We start from the raw sequence: 15,883 nt of genomic DNA on the forward strand, positions 1-15,883 counted from the left end.
GAGAACTACTCATTGGTTTGATCGTTACCATTTCCATCATCGCTATCAAATGGGTGTTCACCGATACCAAGGTCTTTTTTTGACTGTTTGAGTTGCTTCCAAAGAGCTTTAATTTGATTGTAAGCTTCTTCTGGATATAACTTGCCTGCTGTTTCTAAACTGCATATGTAGCTGATTTTCTGAGCAAATTCTTGCAAATTAGCATTAAAGACCAAGTTTTCTGGCTTGACTTGACCGTAGTAACGACCATGAGGATAGAGATAATCATCTTTGTTGGTCATTTTTTCCTCAACACCCTTTGATGAGTAAGTGTAAAATTATACTAATTATTGTTTATGCCTTCGCGTTAATGATTACTAACTTTGTTTTTTCTGAATGATAGCAACTAAGTAACAAAGGACTAAAGATAAAATCCCTCTGCCCTTTGCCTTTCTTGATAAAATGGTGAAGCTCAACAGAAAGTTGTTGATCGCTCATAACTTAAACTTCTACCATGTCAGTTCATACAAAGTTATACGAAGGCAAAGCAAAAATCCTCTATACAACGGATGATCCAGAAATCTTACTGACTGAATTTAAAGACGATGCAACTGCTTTTAACGCCCAAAAGCGCGGCAGTATTGTTGATAAAGGAATCATTAATTGTAGCATTTCCAGTCAGATATTTCAAGAGTTAGAAAAAAATGGTATTAAAAATCACTATATTGACTCTCCGCAACCAAATCAGATGCGGGTGAAAGCAGTGAAAATTTTGCCGTTAGAAGTAGTAGTCAGGAACATTGCCGCCGGAAGTCTGTGTCAACAAACAGGACTACCACTAGGAACTGAACTGAAAAAGCCATTGGTTGAGTTTTATTATAAAAATGACTCTTTGGGAGATCCACTGTTGACAAGCGATCGCCTCTACCTGCTACAACTAGCCACTCCGGAACAAGTTGACACAATTACTCATCTAGCTAAACAAGTCAACGAGTTTCTCAAAGATTTTTTTCAGCGGTGCGACATTACCTTAGTGGACTTCAAACTAGAATTCGGGTTGGACTCACAACAGCAATTACTCTTGGCAGATGAAATAAGTCCAGACACATGCCGATTGTGGGATAACTTCAACAGCGATCCCGATAGTCGAGTACTAGATAAAGACCGCTTCCGACGAGACTTAGGAAATGTAGAGAATGCATACCAGGAGGTTTTACAAAGAGTATTAAAAGTAGTAGATTCCACGCTAAAGTAGGTAGCTAATCGCAATCAGCTTTCATCAAAAAGAAACATAAAGGATTCTTATTAAATGGATGCCTGTTGTCGTCTGGCTAGTAAAGTAAAAAGGCAAAAGAAAGAATTATTTTATTCTTAACTTTTTGGATCGCAATATAATCGCGTAATCGTTGGTGTGTGGACTTGAGGAGGAATCTAAATAAAATGCGCTTATCCCCCCTTTTAGTAACTGTGGTGGCAGTTGCAGCGCCTTTTGGCGGCTCACTGAATGCAAATGCACAAACCCCAAGCAATTCTCAACAGAAAGAAGAAGTTTTACTGAATAATCAAAAGCATGAATTTGTTGAGGTGTCAAGAGTTACAGCCGTAACTTCACCAGAAGTATTGGAGCTAAGCTCAACTATCCCAAAAACAACCAAAGACGTAGTTATACCTACCTCTACAGCTAAAGACGTAGTTATATCTACACCAACTGCTCAAAACCCGCCAAGCAATAGGGTTCCAGAAATTCCGCCGGCGACAAATCAGCAGATACCACAACCTAGCCCTACTCCGAATCAGCAATCGCCTATTGAGGAACCAGTAACGCAGCCGCAAAATCCCACAACTCCCCCCAACACAGTTCCAGATATTCCCCCTCCTGATAATCAACAAATACCACAAGCTCCCGCTCCGAATCAGCAATCGCCTATTCCAGAAACGCAGCAACAAACGCCTAACTTACCGCCTCAGGATCAACCTACACAGCCAGAAAATACTCAACCCACTGAACCCACACAACCAGAAAATACTCAACCAAACGAGTCTCAATCAGCCGATGAAACGCGGGTACTAGTATCTGAAGTTTCGATCAGAGCGGAAACAGGACAATTATCACCGGAATTAGAAAACGAAATTTACAGAGTAATTCGTACCCAAGCAGGGCGAACAACAACCCGCACTCAACTACAAGAAGATATCAACGCCATTTTTGCCACTGGATTCTTTTCTAATGTCCAAGCATTACCAGAAGATACTCCCTTGGGTGTGCGGATCGGTTTTGTTGTCCGACCTAACCCTGTGTTAACTAAGGTGCAAGTACAAGCAAATCCCGGCACAAACATCCAGTCAGTACTACCACCAAACGCGGTAGATGAAATATTTAAACCGCAGTATGGTAGAATCCTCAACCTGCGGGAATTACAAGAAAGCATTAAGAAGTTAACCAAGCGCTATCAAGACCAAGGTTTCGTTTTAGCAAACGTAGTTGGAGCGCCTCAGGTATCTGAGAATGGAGTTGTCACCCTGCAAGTTGTAGAAGGGGTGGTGGAAAATGTTCGCATTAGATACCGCAATAAAGAAGGTCAGGAAACGGATGAAAAGGGCAAACCAATTCGGGGACGGACACAGCCCTACATTATTACACGGGAAATACAGTTAAAGCCAGGACAAGTATTTAACCGTAACACGGTACAAAGAGACTTACAACGGGTATTTGGTCTAGGATTGTTTGAAGATGTGAATGTCTCCCTTGACCCCGGTACAGATCCTACCAAGGTTGATGTCATTGTCAACGTGGTTGAGCGTAACACTGGTTCTATCGGGGCAGGGGCGGGGATTAGTTCCGCCAGTGGACTGTTTGGTAGCATCAGTTATCAAGAGCAGAACTTGAACGGAAGGAACCAGAAGTTGGGGGGTGATGTACAAATAGGTGTGCGCGATCAACTGTTTGACTTCCGCTTTACCGATCCCTGGATTGCAGGAGATCCCTATCGAACTTCTTATACCGCTAACATTTTCCGTCGTCGATCCATTTCACTAATTTTTGATGGTGACGATGACTTTAATGTTGAAACCTTTAACCAAGGCGATCCAAGTGAGGAAGGCGATCGCCCCCGGATTGTGCGTTTAGGTGGTGGTATTACCTTTAGCCGTCCTTTATCCAGAAATGTCTTTGAAAATGCAGAGTGGACAGCATCTGCTGGGTTGCAGTATCAAAGAGTTTCAGTCCAAGATTCTGAAGGTGATGTCAGAAGGTTTGGACGGGTAAGGTTAGAAGATAATTGTAATGATCCCGTCATCCGTAGAGAACGGTGTGTTGATCTTAGCGCATCTGGAGAAGGTAGAGACGATCTACTGTTTTTACAATTAGGCGCAGCACGCGATCGCCGTAATAATCCCCTACAACCGACTAGCGGTTCTGTTCTACGTTTGGGAATCGATCAATCAGTACCCGTAGGACTGGGTAGCATTTTTCTCACCAGGCTCAGAGGTAGCTACAGTCAATATTTCCCGGTGAGATTCACTAACTTTTCCAGAGGACCACAAGCCCTAGCTTTCAATATTCAAGCGGGAACTATTATCGGCGACTTACCTCCTTACGAAGCTTTTTCCCTTGGTGGTAGTAACTCAGTTCGGGGCTATGACGAAGGACAATTAGGTACAGGACGGAGTTTCGTTCAAGCATCTGTTGAGTATCGCTTCCCAGTTTTCTCTGTTGTCAGTGGCGCATTATTCTTTGATGTCGGTAGCGACTTAGGAACCGGCACAAGAGTATCGGAAGTACTTAATAAAAACGGTACTGGTTTTGGCTATGGACTTGGAGTACGGGTACAGTCTCCACTCGGACCTATTCGGATCGACTATGGTATCACTGACGACGGTGATAGCCGCATTAACTTTGGTATCGGCGAAAGATTTTAATTCGTAGAGACGCGATAAATCGCGTCTCTACAGTTTTTTTTGGTAAAATTTTATGCAACAGCACACAATAGGTAGGGAAATTACGCAAATAGGGGTAGGATTGCATAGCGGAGTGACTACCCACGTGCGCATATTACCCGCAGCAGCAAACAGTGGACGCTACTTTGTGCGGGTAGATTTACCAGATACTCCAGAAATTCCGGCTGCCGTGTCAGCGGTTAGTCAAACTGTTCTTTCGACACAGTTAGGTTCTGGGGAAGCGAGTGTGCGCACTGTAGAACATTTGTTAGCAGCGCTATCGTCTATGGGTATAGATAATGCCCGGATTGAAATTGATGGTTCAGAACTCCCGCTTTTAGATGGTTCAGCGCTGGAATGGGCAAAAAGCATTGCTAGTGCAGGTGTACAGCCGCTAAGTAGTGACGAGGTTCCCCCGCTTACCATTAAAGAGCCAATTTGGGTACGTCAAGACGATGCATTTGTCGCCGCCCTTCCGGCACAAGAAACCCGCTTTACCTACGGGATTGATTTTGAGCTACCTGCTATTGGGAATCAATGGCACAGTTGGTCACTCAGTAGCGATCGCCAACTTGCCTCTTCTAGCTTTGTCGCGGAGATTGCGATCGCCCGCACCTTCGGGTTACTACATCAAATTGAACACCTACAAAAATCAGGTTTAATTAAAGGTGGAAGCTTAGATAATGCTCTTGTTTGTGGACCTGATGGCTGGTTAAATCCACCATTAAGATTTCCAAATGAGCCAGTACGTCATAAAATCTTGGATTTAGTAGGAGATTTGAGTTTGTTGGGAATTTTTCCCTGCGCTCACTTTGTAGCTTACAAAGCCAGTCACAACTTACACATTCAGCTGGCAACAGAAATTTTGGCAATGGCTAATGGATAATGGCTAATAGTTAATTGTAACGATTTGCCATTAACAATTAGCCATTCCCAATCCCTAATCCAAAATCTTACATAGAGTCAATGACAACAGTTAGCGAAGCCACCATCGAAATTCCCACACCTGCATCTTCCCATCATCAGCCAGATGGTGATGACACCAGTAACCAATCTGAAAATAAAGTTGTTTTCACCGTAGAAGACATTCATAAACTGCTACCCCACCGCTACCCAATTGCGCTTGTAGATCGGATAATTAAATATGTTCCTGGAAAACTAGCAGTTGGCATTAAAAACGTTAGTTTTAATGAACCTCATTTCCAAGGACACTTCCCAGGGCGTCCGCTTATGCCAGGAGTTTTAATTGTAGAAGCAATGGCACAAGTCGGTGGGATAGTCATGACCCAATTACCTGAGTACGAGGGCGGACTTTTCCTATTCGCTGGTATAGATAAAGTCCGCTTTCGCCGTGAAGTTGTTCCTGGAGATCAGCTCATAATGACCGTGGAACTGTTGTGGGTTAAACAGCGTCGTTTCGGTAAGATGCAAGGTCGTGCCGAAGTTGACGGTCAGCTCGCTGCTGAAGGCGAACTGATGTTTTCTCTAGCTAAATAAAAAAACGTTGTGGTATTGGCACTATCCAAATGTGCCTTTACTGAATCCTGAACAAGGATATCAAGAAAATATTTTAGCCACAACAGCATAGTGTAAATTTTAAATTTTCGCCGCCCTCACACGCTCAATTAAGCTAACCCGACGCTTTCGGCTCAATAGACGTTCTAACCGAACGTCTCTACAATACTTCGCACGCATACTGTTTTGGAGATGCACTTTTGAAAACACTTATTCATCCCACTGCTGTCATTCATCCTCATGCGGAACTCCACCATACAGTGCAAGTCGGTGCCTATGCTGTGATTGGAGCGCATGTGAAAGTCGGTTGTGAAACTATCATTGGCGCTCATGCTGTACTGGAGGGACCTCTGGAAATTGGGGCGCGAAATCAAATTTTTGCAGGCGCTGCCATTGGCATGGAACCCCAAGATCTCAAGTTTGTCGGAGAACCCAGTTGGGTCAAAATTGGGGATAACAACTCAATTCGTGAGTACGTCACTATCAACCGCGCCACTGGTGCAAGTGAAGCGACGGTAATTGGTAACAATAACCTACTGATGGCATACGTCCACGTAGCTCATAACTGTGTAATTGAAAACAATGTAATCATTCCCAATTCTGTAGCATTGGGAGGTCATGTTCATATAGAATCATTTGCTAGGCTAGGTGGAGTTTTGGGAGTTCATCAATTTGTACATATCGGTAGGCAAGCGATGGTGGGAGGCATGGCACGCATTAACCGAGATGTACCACCGTACATGCTGGTAGAAGGTAATCCGGCACGAGTGCGAACCCTCAATCTTGTCGGACTGAAAAGATCTGGTATCGATCCTACCGATTTGCAAATGCTGAAAAAAGCCTTCCGCTTTTTGTATCGTTCTAACTTAACTTTTAAAGAAGCTTTGGAACAACTGGAATTGCTAGGTGATACTCCATATCTACAGCACTTGCGTCGCTTTCTGCTACTTTCTCAAATGCCAGGAAGACGCGGCTTAATTCCAGGTAAGGGCAAAGCAGTTATTAGTGAAGAGTGAGGAGTTATGACAAATCTTACACTAGCTTTTTCGTCCGCCGAGAAATAAATTTCTCGGCTCAAAGCTCAAGTAAGAAGACAGCTCACTGGATATACATTCGTCTCATCTCGTTTCCTGGTTCTACCAGGAAATGCATTTGCATTGCGGCTCTGCCGCCAGAACTGGAGGCGGAGCCTCCCAAGGGGCATTCCCAGTCAGAGACTGGGAACGAGGCGACGAGGTAACAAACCGATTAACTTTTAACTCCTCACTTTTTCTCTCATGCGTATATTTATTAGCACTGGCGAAGTGTCCGGTGATTTACAAGGATCTCTTTTGATTGCAGCACTCAAGCGTCAAGCTGTGGAGTTAGAAATTGTGGCGCTGGGTGGCGAAAAGATGGCAGCGGCTGGGGGTACCTTGTTGGGTAATACTACTGGTATTGCCTCTTTTGGCATTCTCGAATCGCTGCCTTTTATCTTACCTACTCTTCAAATTCAGCGAAAAGCGATCGCCTACCTCAAGCAACATCCTCCTGATTTGGTGGTGTTGATTGATTATATGGGACCAAATCTGGCGATCGGTAGTTACATTCGTCGTCATCTACCGCAAGTACCAGTTGTATATTATATTGCCCCACAAGTTTGGGTTAGTTCCATTAGTTCGGGTAATACTAAGCAAATTATCAGTATTAGCAACAAGTTATTAGCTATATTTGCTACAGAAGCTCAATTTTTCCAAGACCAAGGTGCAAATGTTACGTGGGTGGGGCATCCTTTAGTAGATAAAATTCAGGATTATCCTAGTCGAGAAGTGGCGCGCTCCTTGTTAGGAATAGGGGACGATGTAACAAGTATCGCTCTTCTACCTGCTTCTCGCAGTCAAGAAATTAAGTATCTGCTGCCGATGATGTTTGAGGCGGCTCAAGTAATTCAAGCTAAAGTACCTCAAGCACATTTTTGGATTCCTTTATCTTTAGAAATTTACCGAAAACCGATTGAAGAAGCAGTACAACGATATGGTTTACAAGCCACCGTTGTCTCTGGGCAACAACAAGAAGTACTTGCGGCAGCGGATTTAGCAATTACTAAATGTGGCACTGTTAATTTGGAACTAGCGCTGTTAAATGTGCCGCAAGTTGTAATGTACAGATTGCACCCGTTTACTTACTGGGTGGGGACAAAGATTATGAAAATTTCTTTCCCCTTTGCTTCACCTACTAATTTAGTTGTAATGAAGGAGATTGTGCCAGAGTTTATTCAAGAAAAAGCAACTCCAGAGAATATTGTTCTTTCCGCGATGGAATTATTGTTGAATCCAGAACGTAGACAGCAAATGCAGCTAGATTATCAGCAAATGCGGCAAAGTATTGGAGAAGTAGGGGTGTGCGATCGTGCTGCGCAAGAAATTTTGTCCATGCTACCCAGTAGATAATTTTATGTCCATGCGCGGAAAAATGTACTATCTTCCCAAATTTTGGCAGTACGCTGCTCAATAGCTGCTAGTTCCTTTTTATTAAGTAACTGGAAAGCTCGCGCTACATTCACATTACCTTCTAATTGCTTAACCGTCTCAGCCGCAATTACACAACAATGAACACCAGGTTGAGAAAGACTGTATCCCATAGCTTGTTCCATACCTTGCAATCCACCTGGTTTGAACAACCTACCGTAAGCTGGTACTTTCATCGCAATTACACCGACATTTTTTTGCTGCGCCACTGGTAAAACTACAGGTAGGAAAGGACGAGGGTGATATTTATCGGCGGCATTTACAGGGATCAGGGTTGTGTGGAAAGGATAGCGACGCAATCCTTCAGCAATCACTTTCGGATCGTGATGCCCAGTAATGCCAGTAAACCGGATCAATTTTTGCTGCATCGCTTCTTCCATAGCTTTAATTGCACCAGATGCACTAAAGATGGTGTCAAGTTCATTTGTAAAAGAGACGTGATGCAATTGCCACAAGTCAAGATGATCTGTTTGAAGACGTTTAAGACTCCGCTCTAACTCTCGCCACGCACCATCGCGATCTCTTTTATCAGTTTTACTCGCTAAAAATAACTTTGAACGATGGGCAGGTAAAACTTTTCCGAGATAATCTTCACTAGGACCATAACTTGCGGCAGTATCAAAATAACGGATGCCAAGTTGCAGTGCTTTTTCGATAATTGTCACAGAATCTTTTTCTTTTCCTTCCTGGGATAGAGGCGTTTGTCCCGCTCCACCTAATCCAAAAATCGGAACTTTTACACCCGTGCTTCCTAGTAATCTTTCTGGCATTGTTGCAGGTGGAGTAGCAGTATTGCTCGCATTTTCTTGCAAAGCAGTACCTCCGACTATACCACCAGCCACAGCAACACTAGTGATGATGAAATTACGCCGCGTCGTTCTTTCTGTCATGATTTGCTTTTAGAGCGAAATTGCTTCACTTATTATGTTACTTAGGCTTTTGAAATACGTAGCAGCCGATCGCCGTGAAATCGACGCGAAAATGGAAGATGGCGATCGCGATCCTACTATCTGCCACTGTAATACTTAATTGCCAACTACCCCACAACTTGTTTACCAAACAGCTTTGAGTAGAAAACTTATAGTCAAGCAGTACGCGCCACTCGCGCCGTTTTTTCGCTCTTGCCCCCTGTTTCTCCGAGAAACCAGGATTTTTGGTTTTACCGCATGATTTAGGACTGCCATAGCCTAATTTGGTAAAATAGATTATCAAAAACAACAGCAAAAATGAACGAATTTAGATATATTGTAGGTGCGACAAAAGAACTTCAACAAGGTTTGATTATGTGGCAAAGAAAAATTAAAGACTATGTAAATATTTACTACCAGGGTAATGAAGAAAATGCCAGAAACACCACATTCTACAATTGCATTTCAAAAGTAAGAGAGCTTGACAATGATTTATTAGAAAGAGGAGAAGATTTTAGAGGTGTAATAGATGATCAAGGTTTATTAGCTGCAGCTTGCATCATTCAAGAAACAGAAGTAGAAATTGATGGACAGTCATTGTCTTGCTTAGAGATAGAAAAACTCACTAATAGTCCCTGGAATACAATTACCTACCCACAACCAGAGAAAAAGAAAGGAGCAGCTACATCACTAATTGAAGGGATAGTACGTGAAAGTCAAAATCTAGATTTTGGTGGTATTGTAAAAGTAATAGCAATCCAAGCAGCCAAAAAGTTTTATCAAGAGATAGAATTTATTGAAACAAACGGCTCTGGAGAAATGATACTGACATCCAATGCCGCATCGATGTTTATTCTAGACCAAGAACAAAAACGAAAATCAACTTTTGATTAACCAAGGATAGTTATATGTCAAAACCGAAAACCTATCAACCAACACCCGCACAACTAGAACATTGGAAAAAACTAGATGAAATCGAACAATTTGCAATATCAGGACTCCCAATATCTGAAGAACAAAAAATAAAAAATGTTCAAGAATTAATCGACCCTAATTATCTCCAAAACCAGTTAGATGAACTACGCATCTACAAGCAAAAACTCTTGAAAAAACTTGCATGGATTGAAGAACGCGAACAGTTACTAGTTAAGGAAATCCAACAGTAAGCAATCATAAATAATTTAATAAAAATGTGATAATAAAACATAAATCTTGCTATGGTAGCTGCTCGCCGTGAACTCGACGCGAAAATGGAAGATTGCGATCGCTAACACGACGAGGACAATGAGGAAAAGTAACTCTTTAGGTACTTGACACACATTACGTCTTGCTGTTTCAGTTGTGCTTTTGCATAACTTTTAGGGGTATTTGCGCATTTTTTTCTAGCCTTGATTATTTAACTTACTCGTTGAAGATAGTCATAGTGTTCGTTATCTACACACTTCAACAACTCTTGCAACTTCCTAAGTCGCTGAGTTCCATCCTGATACTCTTGTTTTGAAGGTGAGTCTCCTAGCTTAGTTAACACAGAGTCACATTCGCTGATAATCTCCTTACCTAAAAAAGCTTTTAGCTTCTTACGATTACCTTTAGATAACATAACTAGAGGTAGTGTCTGTTTTTCACCGTCTATTAAAATTTTTCTAGGTACAGATTTGCCTATCTTAGAGAAATCAGATTTCGCCAACCACTCATAAATTTCATCTATTAATTCTACATCATGCGGTGGATGACCGTTTTTTGAATAAAAGCTGATTTCTAACATTAGCCTTCCTCCTGAGCTTCACGCTCCATAAACTCTCTTTCAGGAATATTCTCTGCCCATGCTATGTTGGCGGCGTCAAACTTTTCCTTAGCCTGTTTAGTAATTTTTCCTGTAGTTAAAACTGATACTACGGTTCCTTTATCTATAATTTTCTGCGCCAAGGTTCCATCGATGATTTTACGAGACTTAATTTCAATATAAGACATTGTTTTATTATTAATTTTAACTATTATATTTATTTTGAATCTGACGGACTATCTCTTGTACTCGTGGTGCATCCTCTGGCTTTATAATTAATATGTCACCATTGCGGTTATTACCAGTTGTTCTTTCAGCAAAAATACCTTCTTCCTTTAACTTGTCTATAACCCAGCCAATAAAGTTTCTGTGTACTATTAATTTGTAAATCATCTTATCTTCATCAGTCATTTGATAGCTCCTTAAATACGTCTTTCAAGTGTTGATGGGTTGAAAAGCCTTTTTCAAAAACTTCAACCAATCTTTCCTGCATATAAATAGAGCTATCAGCACATAATTTATCAACTAATAAATCTTTATACAAGCTCTTTATATCTCCAACAGTGAATTCACGTTGCTGATAAATAGCGTATAGCTTATCAGCTTCCTTTTCTGTAAGTGTAACCTTAAGTGGTTGATTTAAATAATCAACGTATAGCTTGAACTCTTCCCTTGACAAACTTGAATCTACTGACCTTTTCAAAGAAAATCTACGTACTACCGCTGTGTCCAAAAGCTGGGGTACATTAGTAATTCCAAATAATAAAAAGCGTTGGTTAGTCGCCGAGTTAAGTTGATCAAGTTCCAGCATCAAAGTTGCCATTGCTCTACGAACAGCATCATGCTCTTGAGCGCGACTCCGACTCATGCAGAATGTATCTAGCTCATCTAATAATAAAAATACTGATGTTCCATCTAAGCAAATCTTTCTCAATTCTTGAAATATTTGCTCTAGGTTGCGTGAAGACTGACCTAAAGCCGGATCAAGCATTCGACCAATATTAACAGTATAAAAGTTAATTTCATTAGTAACTTCTTGCTTAATCTGGTCAAAAAGAAAATAGCACAAACTGGTCTTACCCGTATTAGGTGGTCCATAAAGTAAAACAGATGGTGCAAGGTCATAAAGACTGAAATAACTTAGCATAGAGGCATCAGCCGTCAATATAGCCTTACAAAATCGAAATAAATAGTTTTGTAATTCATCTAACCCAAATAGTTTTCGGTGAACTATTTTGCGCTGAATTTCAGCATGGTTAAATTGCAACAATCCACTGCAACCGTGAATAATACCACTCATATTTATAAAGTTAAAGAACTTTAAACCTTTTGTGCTACCTAAGAGTCAAGTGGAAGCATGTCACTGTTGTAGATAACTCAAACACTCAGCTTCCCATACAGATAGGAGCAGCAATCTGCTAAAACCGCAGCAGATATTCTCCTGCTTCCATTAAGCATTAGAATTTGTAGTGCATCTGTCTATTTGCTTGACTGCTGACTTGACTGCCCCTGACCCAATCAAACAAATCTGTTTAGCTTGATAATACCAGTATTTAACCAGGAGATGTCAGTGGTTGTCAAGAGCTTTATGAAAGTTTTATACAACCTTGAAGGTGTAATCAGCAATTGGAAAAATCAAGCTTTCACATCTTCCTATCTAGTAAGTTCTAACTCCCGGTTCGCCTATTTTTTCAGGAGTTAGATAAAAGTGAGCAAAAGCGTAAAGGCAGAAATTACAAATCAGTACGAAGAGTCAGATAAAACATTTTATACACACTGAAGCGCGGACGAATACGTTCTCCTACCTGGGTAAGCGCCCGTGTACAAATAAGGAGTAAAAATTAGGTTTGTTTTTTTCTTTATTTAAAGTAAGTTGTGCTTTTCTAAGTTGTTAAAAACAGATATTTTCTGCTGTCAAAATTTCAATATTTTGGTGTTTCAGCCTTTGACGCTTGTCCGAGCGACTCTTATCCTACTCAGGAGTCAAAGATTGACCATCAAGTTGAGTATAGATAGCGATGGGGAACCCAAGTAAACCAAGAATACGCTCCTGTAAAGGAGAGAGATTAGTTAAATGGGCATACACCTCATTTTTCACCTCAATTAATATTAGTGTAATTTCTTTAAAAGCAGCAATTGCGTTCAGCAGTAGGGCGTGCAGTTGATCGCTTGGGATTACCTGTATAAAGTCCTGAAAGTTTTTCTTGATTTTCTTTAAGACTAGAACGTACCTGGAACTCTAATAAGGTTAAGACACGCAAACCAATGGAAAGTAGTCGAATCAAACCAGTAATATGGTCAACACGAAAGCAAGTAAATTGGTGTCAATGACAAGGGGAAACCTTTGAGTCTAGCAAATCCTCGCTCTGTCAAATACTCGTCCCTATAACAACGAACTGCTTGTTTAAGAGGCAGGATCGTTGAGGTTTGATTAGTAACGTAAACACGCCAACCCAATAATTTAATTTGTTGTGTAACAGCTGATTCCAAAATCTCAAAATCTAGCTTAATGGATGTTTCTTCTACAGTTTGAGGTAGTCTATCAAGATATCGCCTAGTAGTTTTTTGAACTGTTGTAATTTGAAGATTAATTTTAAATAGTCCATTAGTGCGATAACGTTTTAGAATCGCTGCTACAGATGCTTCCCATTGATCAAGGGATGTTAATTTTTTCTTGCCGCGACGTGGCTTTCTCAATTCTTCGAGAGCAGAGGAGGTTTTTTGTAAACGTTCACGCAACGACTTTTCTTCTGTTTCTGCTATGGCAAAAGAACGTACTATTAATTGTCGCTCTTTCCAAGTAAATTCTTTACCATCTACTTTAACTGTGTGAGCTAATTCCCGTTCAAAACCTTCGGCAATTTGCTTGTTTTCCCCATCCGCATAATCATAATCAATAGTCGTTAGTTGTTGCTCTCCATCCCAAACTCCTTGAAGATATTGTCCAATTTCTTCTCGTGTTATTTGTTTAGCGCTTAAGGGACAAAGATCAAAATCTTGACCCAGAGCAATGTGAGTACGAGTTGCTATTGATGCCATTTTACAGTCACCAACATATAACATTCCTGATTTTTCAAGTGTCGAACGTACTTGGTTAATCGCTGGAATATATAATGGGTCATCGGCTTTATTTCCTGATAATATTTCCGTTGCTATTGGCAGACCTAATGGGTCTAAAGTCGATAGCATAATTTTGACTTGTGCCAAGTCTGGTCGATGGTCTTTACTATGACCAAATTGAAATAGTCCGAATGTGTTTACGCCACAGTGACTACTAGCTGTTGTACTATCTAAACGTATCTTTTCTGGATTTAAATCGTAAACTTGTATAATGTTTCCAGAAAGTTCTGCCTCAAATCGTTTCCAATCATCATCTCTATTAAGATAACGTAATAGCGATTGCAGACGGTCGTCTGTAAGGTCTAATTCTTCTAACTTTTCCCCAACAAACATTTTTAATGTTTCTAACCTTTTCGCTACCCATCCTTGCACATGGTTTAAACGATGATCAGCTTGTGAAAGTATATGCGTCAACCAAATTACTGCTATACTCCCTAAGCTTTCTCCTTGCCAATTTCCATGTGTGGGGAAGTGCTGATCAAGGGCGTTGCATAATAGAGGGATGAATTGAGGAATTGTACTGTGCAATGTCTATACTGTGAGTAAAGCTGAGATTAGGAGAAATGGGAAGCGCAGAGGTAAACAAAATTACATTTGTACCCACTGCGGTCGTCAATTTATAGATGTCTATAGTCCACCGAAAGGATACTCCGATGAGATTAAAGTTGAATGTTTAAAGTTGTATGTTAACGGCATGGGATTTCGTGCAATTGAGCGTGCCACAGGAGTTCATCATACAACTATCATTTATTGGGTTAAACAGATTGGTGAACAACTGCCCGATGCACCACCTGAATCTGAAATTCCCGAAGTTGCTGAAGCTGAGTGAATTGGAAACTTTTGTGGGTTCAAAAAAAAACAAAATTTGGCTTTGGACAGCGGTAAACCACTTTAGCCAAGGAATTCTGGCTTGGGTGTTGGGGGATCATAGTGCGGAAACATTCAAACCTCTATGGGACATTGTTTGCTGTTGGCGATGCTATTTCTATGTCACAGATGGATGGAAAGTGTATCCGAGTTTTATTGAGCCGGGAGATCATATTGTAAGCAAAACATACATGACAAGAGTTGAAGGTAATTGTCCGTTTACGTCATTATCTAGCGCGACTGCATCGAAAAACATTATGTTATTCTAAATCAGTAGATATGCTGAAGTACTCAATTCGATTATTACTTCATTATCTGAAGTATTGGGAAATACCCGTATTAATTTAAATCATCCCGCATTTATGCAACGCCGTGCTGATCAAGTAGTTGCTTTACACCCATACGCTCTAATTGTGTTAGCAGTACAGGAATATCATCCACTCGTTCGTTTATAATTGTAGGTTCTGTATGCATAAACCCGAAATTATACCTACTCTGTGCTTTTGTAAATAGCTCGCTGGGTATACTTTTGACTGCTTATTTTTCTAACTCATCAAAAAATGGGCGAACCGGGAGTTCTAAACTATTTAGCTGTGTCATAACTAGTAACCCACATTCCGCACCCTAACTGTCACAAGTTCATTAGTACTTAACTAATTTTCAGTAAATAGTATTTGTGAACTATAGACTGGAGTAGTATTTTAAGACTTAATGAGAATAGATATTATTAATAGACAATTGAGCCAAGCCAAAGCCAAAAAGCGTGTATATAGCGTTTCCTAGCCTGAATCGGTACAAATTTATCTGTGTTTATGTAACTTTTCACTCCCCCCCTCAAGCAGCAACGGGAATAGGAGGAGGCAATAATCCCTTACGACCGAGAGCAATTACTTGGGCAATGTAAGACCAAGGATCTACTTTTCTCAACCGACAGGTTTCAATCACGCTGAAAAGTGAACAATAAGCCAAACTGCCTTCAAAAGTCCTCGTACCATAGCTAATCCGCCGTGCAATCACTGCATGTCTAAGGGCACGTTCAGCTTCATTATTGGTAGGTGGTAGTCCAGGATGATGGACAAATGCAACTACAGCATCCCAGTCCCTTAAAATCAATGAGTGCGAGAGCTTTCAATTTGGGATGTTCTGCGGCTTGCGCTAGCCGACAGACCCTGTAGAGGCGACCGGGGACTGGGTCAAGGTTGTTGTCCCCGTCGCCAGAGCCGAGGGTTTGTATTAGTTCCCTCAACTCTTCTAGGAGCCACTGTCCT

Annotated in this window: 15 protein-coding genes and 3 pseudogenes; 9 read left to right on the forward strand and 9 right to left on the reverse strand. The window is 41.0% G+C overall.

The genetic code is table 11. The annotated features are described in order from the left end of the window. Positions 1-5: 5 nt before the first annotated feature. Positions 6-281 (reverse strand): DUF7219 family protein, encoded by a 276-nt coding sequence (locus ICL16_RS44640; protein ID WP_190839193.1) that lies wholly within the window; start codon positions 279-281, stop codon positions 6-8. Between the two features lie 212 nt (positions 282-493). Here ICL16_RS44640 and purC point away from each other — a divergent pair, with 212 nt between their 5' ends. The 6 genes from purC (at position 494) to lpxB (ending at position 7,859) form a co-directional block, all read left to right on the forward strand. After that, positions 494-1,234: a phosphoribosylaminoimidazolesuccinocarboxamide synthase gene (gene purC, locus ICL16_RS44645; RefSeq protein WP_190839194.1), complete on the forward strand. Its 741-nt coding sequence runs from the start codon at positions 494-496 to the stop codon at positions 1,232-1,234. A 185-nt stretch (positions 1,235-1,419) separates the two neighbouring features. Next, positions 1,420-3,897, forward strand: coding sequence for a BamA/TamA family outer membrane protein (locus tag ICL16_RS44650; protein ID WP_190839195.1), 2,478 nt, complete (start codon positions 1,420-1,422; stop codon positions 3,895-3,897). Positions 3,898-3,949: 52 nt separating this feature from the next. Beyond that, positions 3,950-4,801, forward strand: coding sequence for a UDP-3-O-acyl-N-acetylglucosamine deacetylase (gene lpxC, locus ICL16_RS44655; protein WP_190839196.1), 852 nt, complete (start codon positions 3,950-3,952; stop codon positions 4,799-4,801). An 80-nt stretch (positions 4,802-4,881) separates the two neighbouring features. Beyond that, entirely contained in the window at positions 4,882-5,412 is a 531-nt protein-coding gene (gene fabZ / locus ICL16_RS44660) for a 3-hydroxyacyl-ACP dehydratase FabZ (RefSeq protein ID WP_190839197.1), read from the forward strand. A gap of 218 nt (positions 5,413-5,630) precedes the next feature. Next, positions 5,631-6,446: an acyl-ACP--UDP-N-acetylglucosamine O-acyltransferase gene (gene lpxA, locus ICL16_RS44665; protein ID WP_190839199.1), complete on the forward strand. Its 816-nt coding sequence runs from the start codon at positions 5,631-5,633 to the stop codon at positions 6,444-6,446. 261 nt (positions 6,447-6,707) lie between these two features. Beyond that, on the forward strand, positions 6,708-7,859 hold the full coding sequence (gene lpxB, locus ICL16_RS44670; protein ID WP_190839201.1) for a lipid-A-disaccharide synthase: 1,152 nt from the start codon (positions 6,708-6,710) through the stop codon (positions 7,857-7,859). A gap of 2 nt (positions 7,860-7,861) precedes the next feature. Here the strand turns inward: lpxB and ICL16_RS44675 are convergent, their stop codons facing one another. Together ICL16_RS44675 and ICL16_RS44680 are read right to left on the reverse strand one after the other, a co-directional pair. Beyond that, a complete protein-coding gene (locus ICL16_RS44675) occupies positions 7,862-8,827 on the reverse strand; it encodes an aldo/keto reductase (RefSeq protein WP_190839203.1) in 966 nt (321 codons plus the stop codon). A gap of 37 nt (positions 8,828-8,864) precedes the next feature. Further along, on the reverse strand, positions 8,865-9,149 hold the full coding sequence (locus tag ICL16_RS44680) for a hypothetical protein (protein ID WP_190839205.1): 285 nt from the start codon (positions 9,147-9,149) through the stop codon (positions 8,865-8,867). A gap of 14 nt (positions 9,150-9,163) precedes the next feature. Between ICL16_RS44680 and ICL16_RS44685 the strand changes: the two genes are divergently transcribed. Together ICL16_RS44685 and ICL16_RS44690 are read left to right on the forward strand one after the other, a co-directional pair. Next, positions 9,164-9,739, forward strand: coding sequence for a hypothetical protein (locus ICL16_RS44685; RefSeq protein ID WP_190839207.1), 576 nt, complete (start codon positions 9,164-9,166; stop codon positions 9,737-9,739). A gap of 14 nt (positions 9,740-9,753) precedes the next feature. Further along, positions 9,754-10,011 carry a hypothetical protein gene (locus ICL16_RS44690; protein ID WP_190839210.1) on the forward strand — a complete coding sequence of 86 codons (258 nt, stop codon included), beginning with the start codon at positions 9,754-9,756 and terminating at the stop codon, positions 10,009-10,011. A gap of 230 nt (positions 10,012-10,241) precedes the next feature. Here ICL16_RS44690 and ICL16_RS44695 read toward each other — a convergent pair whose 3' ends face one another. The 5 genes and pseudogenes from ICL16_RS44695 to ICL16_RS44715 all read right to left on the reverse strand — a co-directional run. Continuing rightward, complete coding sequence (locus tag ICL16_RS44695; protein WP_190839212.1) at positions 10,242-10,610, reverse strand: hypothetical protein; 369 nt, start codon at positions 10,608-10,610, stop codon at positions 10,242-10,244. Then, positions 10,610-10,816 carry a hypothetical protein gene (locus ICL16_RS44700; protein WP_190839215.1) on the reverse strand — a complete coding sequence of 69 codons (207 nt, stop codon included), beginning with the start codon at positions 10,814-10,816 and terminating at the stop codon, positions 10,610-10,612. The genes ICL16_RS44695 and ICL16_RS44700 overlap by 1 nt, the downstream gene beginning before the upstream one ends. Before the next feature lie 16 nt (positions 10,817-10,832). Then, the gene (locus ICL16_RS44705; RefSeq protein ID WP_190839218.1) at positions 10,833-11,039 is read right to left on the reverse strand and encodes a hypothetical protein; all 207 of its coding nucleotides are present in this window, start codon (positions 11,037-11,039) and stop codon (positions 10,833-10,835) included. Then, the gene (locus ICL16_RS44710) at positions 11,032-11,928 is read right to left on the reverse strand and encodes an ATP-binding protein (protein WP_190839220.1); all 897 of its coding nucleotides are present in this window, start codon (positions 11,926-11,928) and stop codon (positions 11,032-11,034) included. The genes ICL16_RS44705 and ICL16_RS44710 overlap by 8 nt, the downstream gene beginning before the upstream one ends. Before the next feature lie 672 nt (positions 11,929-12,600). Next, positions 12,601-14,231, reverse strand: a pseudogene (locus tag ICL16_RS44715) (IS1634 family transposase); the annotation flags it as partial. Between the two features lie 39 nt (positions 14,232-14,270). Between ICL16_RS44715 and ICL16_RS44720 the strand changes: the two are divergent. Then, positions 14,271-14,963, forward strand: a pseudogene (locus ICL16_RS44720) (IS1 family transposase). A 486-nt stretch (positions 14,964-15,449) separates the two neighbouring features. On the opposite strand, the pseudogene ICL16_RS47990 reads toward ICL16_RS44720, so the two are convergent. Next, a pseudogene (locus ICL16_RS47990) lies at positions 15,450-15,725 on the reverse strand (IS66 family transposase); the annotation flags it as partial. Positions 15,726-15,883: the final 158 nt, after the last annotated feature.

It is taken from the genome of Iningainema tapete BLCC-T55, from assembly GCF_014698965.1.
In the GTDB taxonomy this organism is placed as follows: domain Bacteria; phylum Cyanobacteriota; class Cyanobacteriia; order Cyanobacteriales; family Nostocaceae; genus Iningainema; species Iningainema tapete.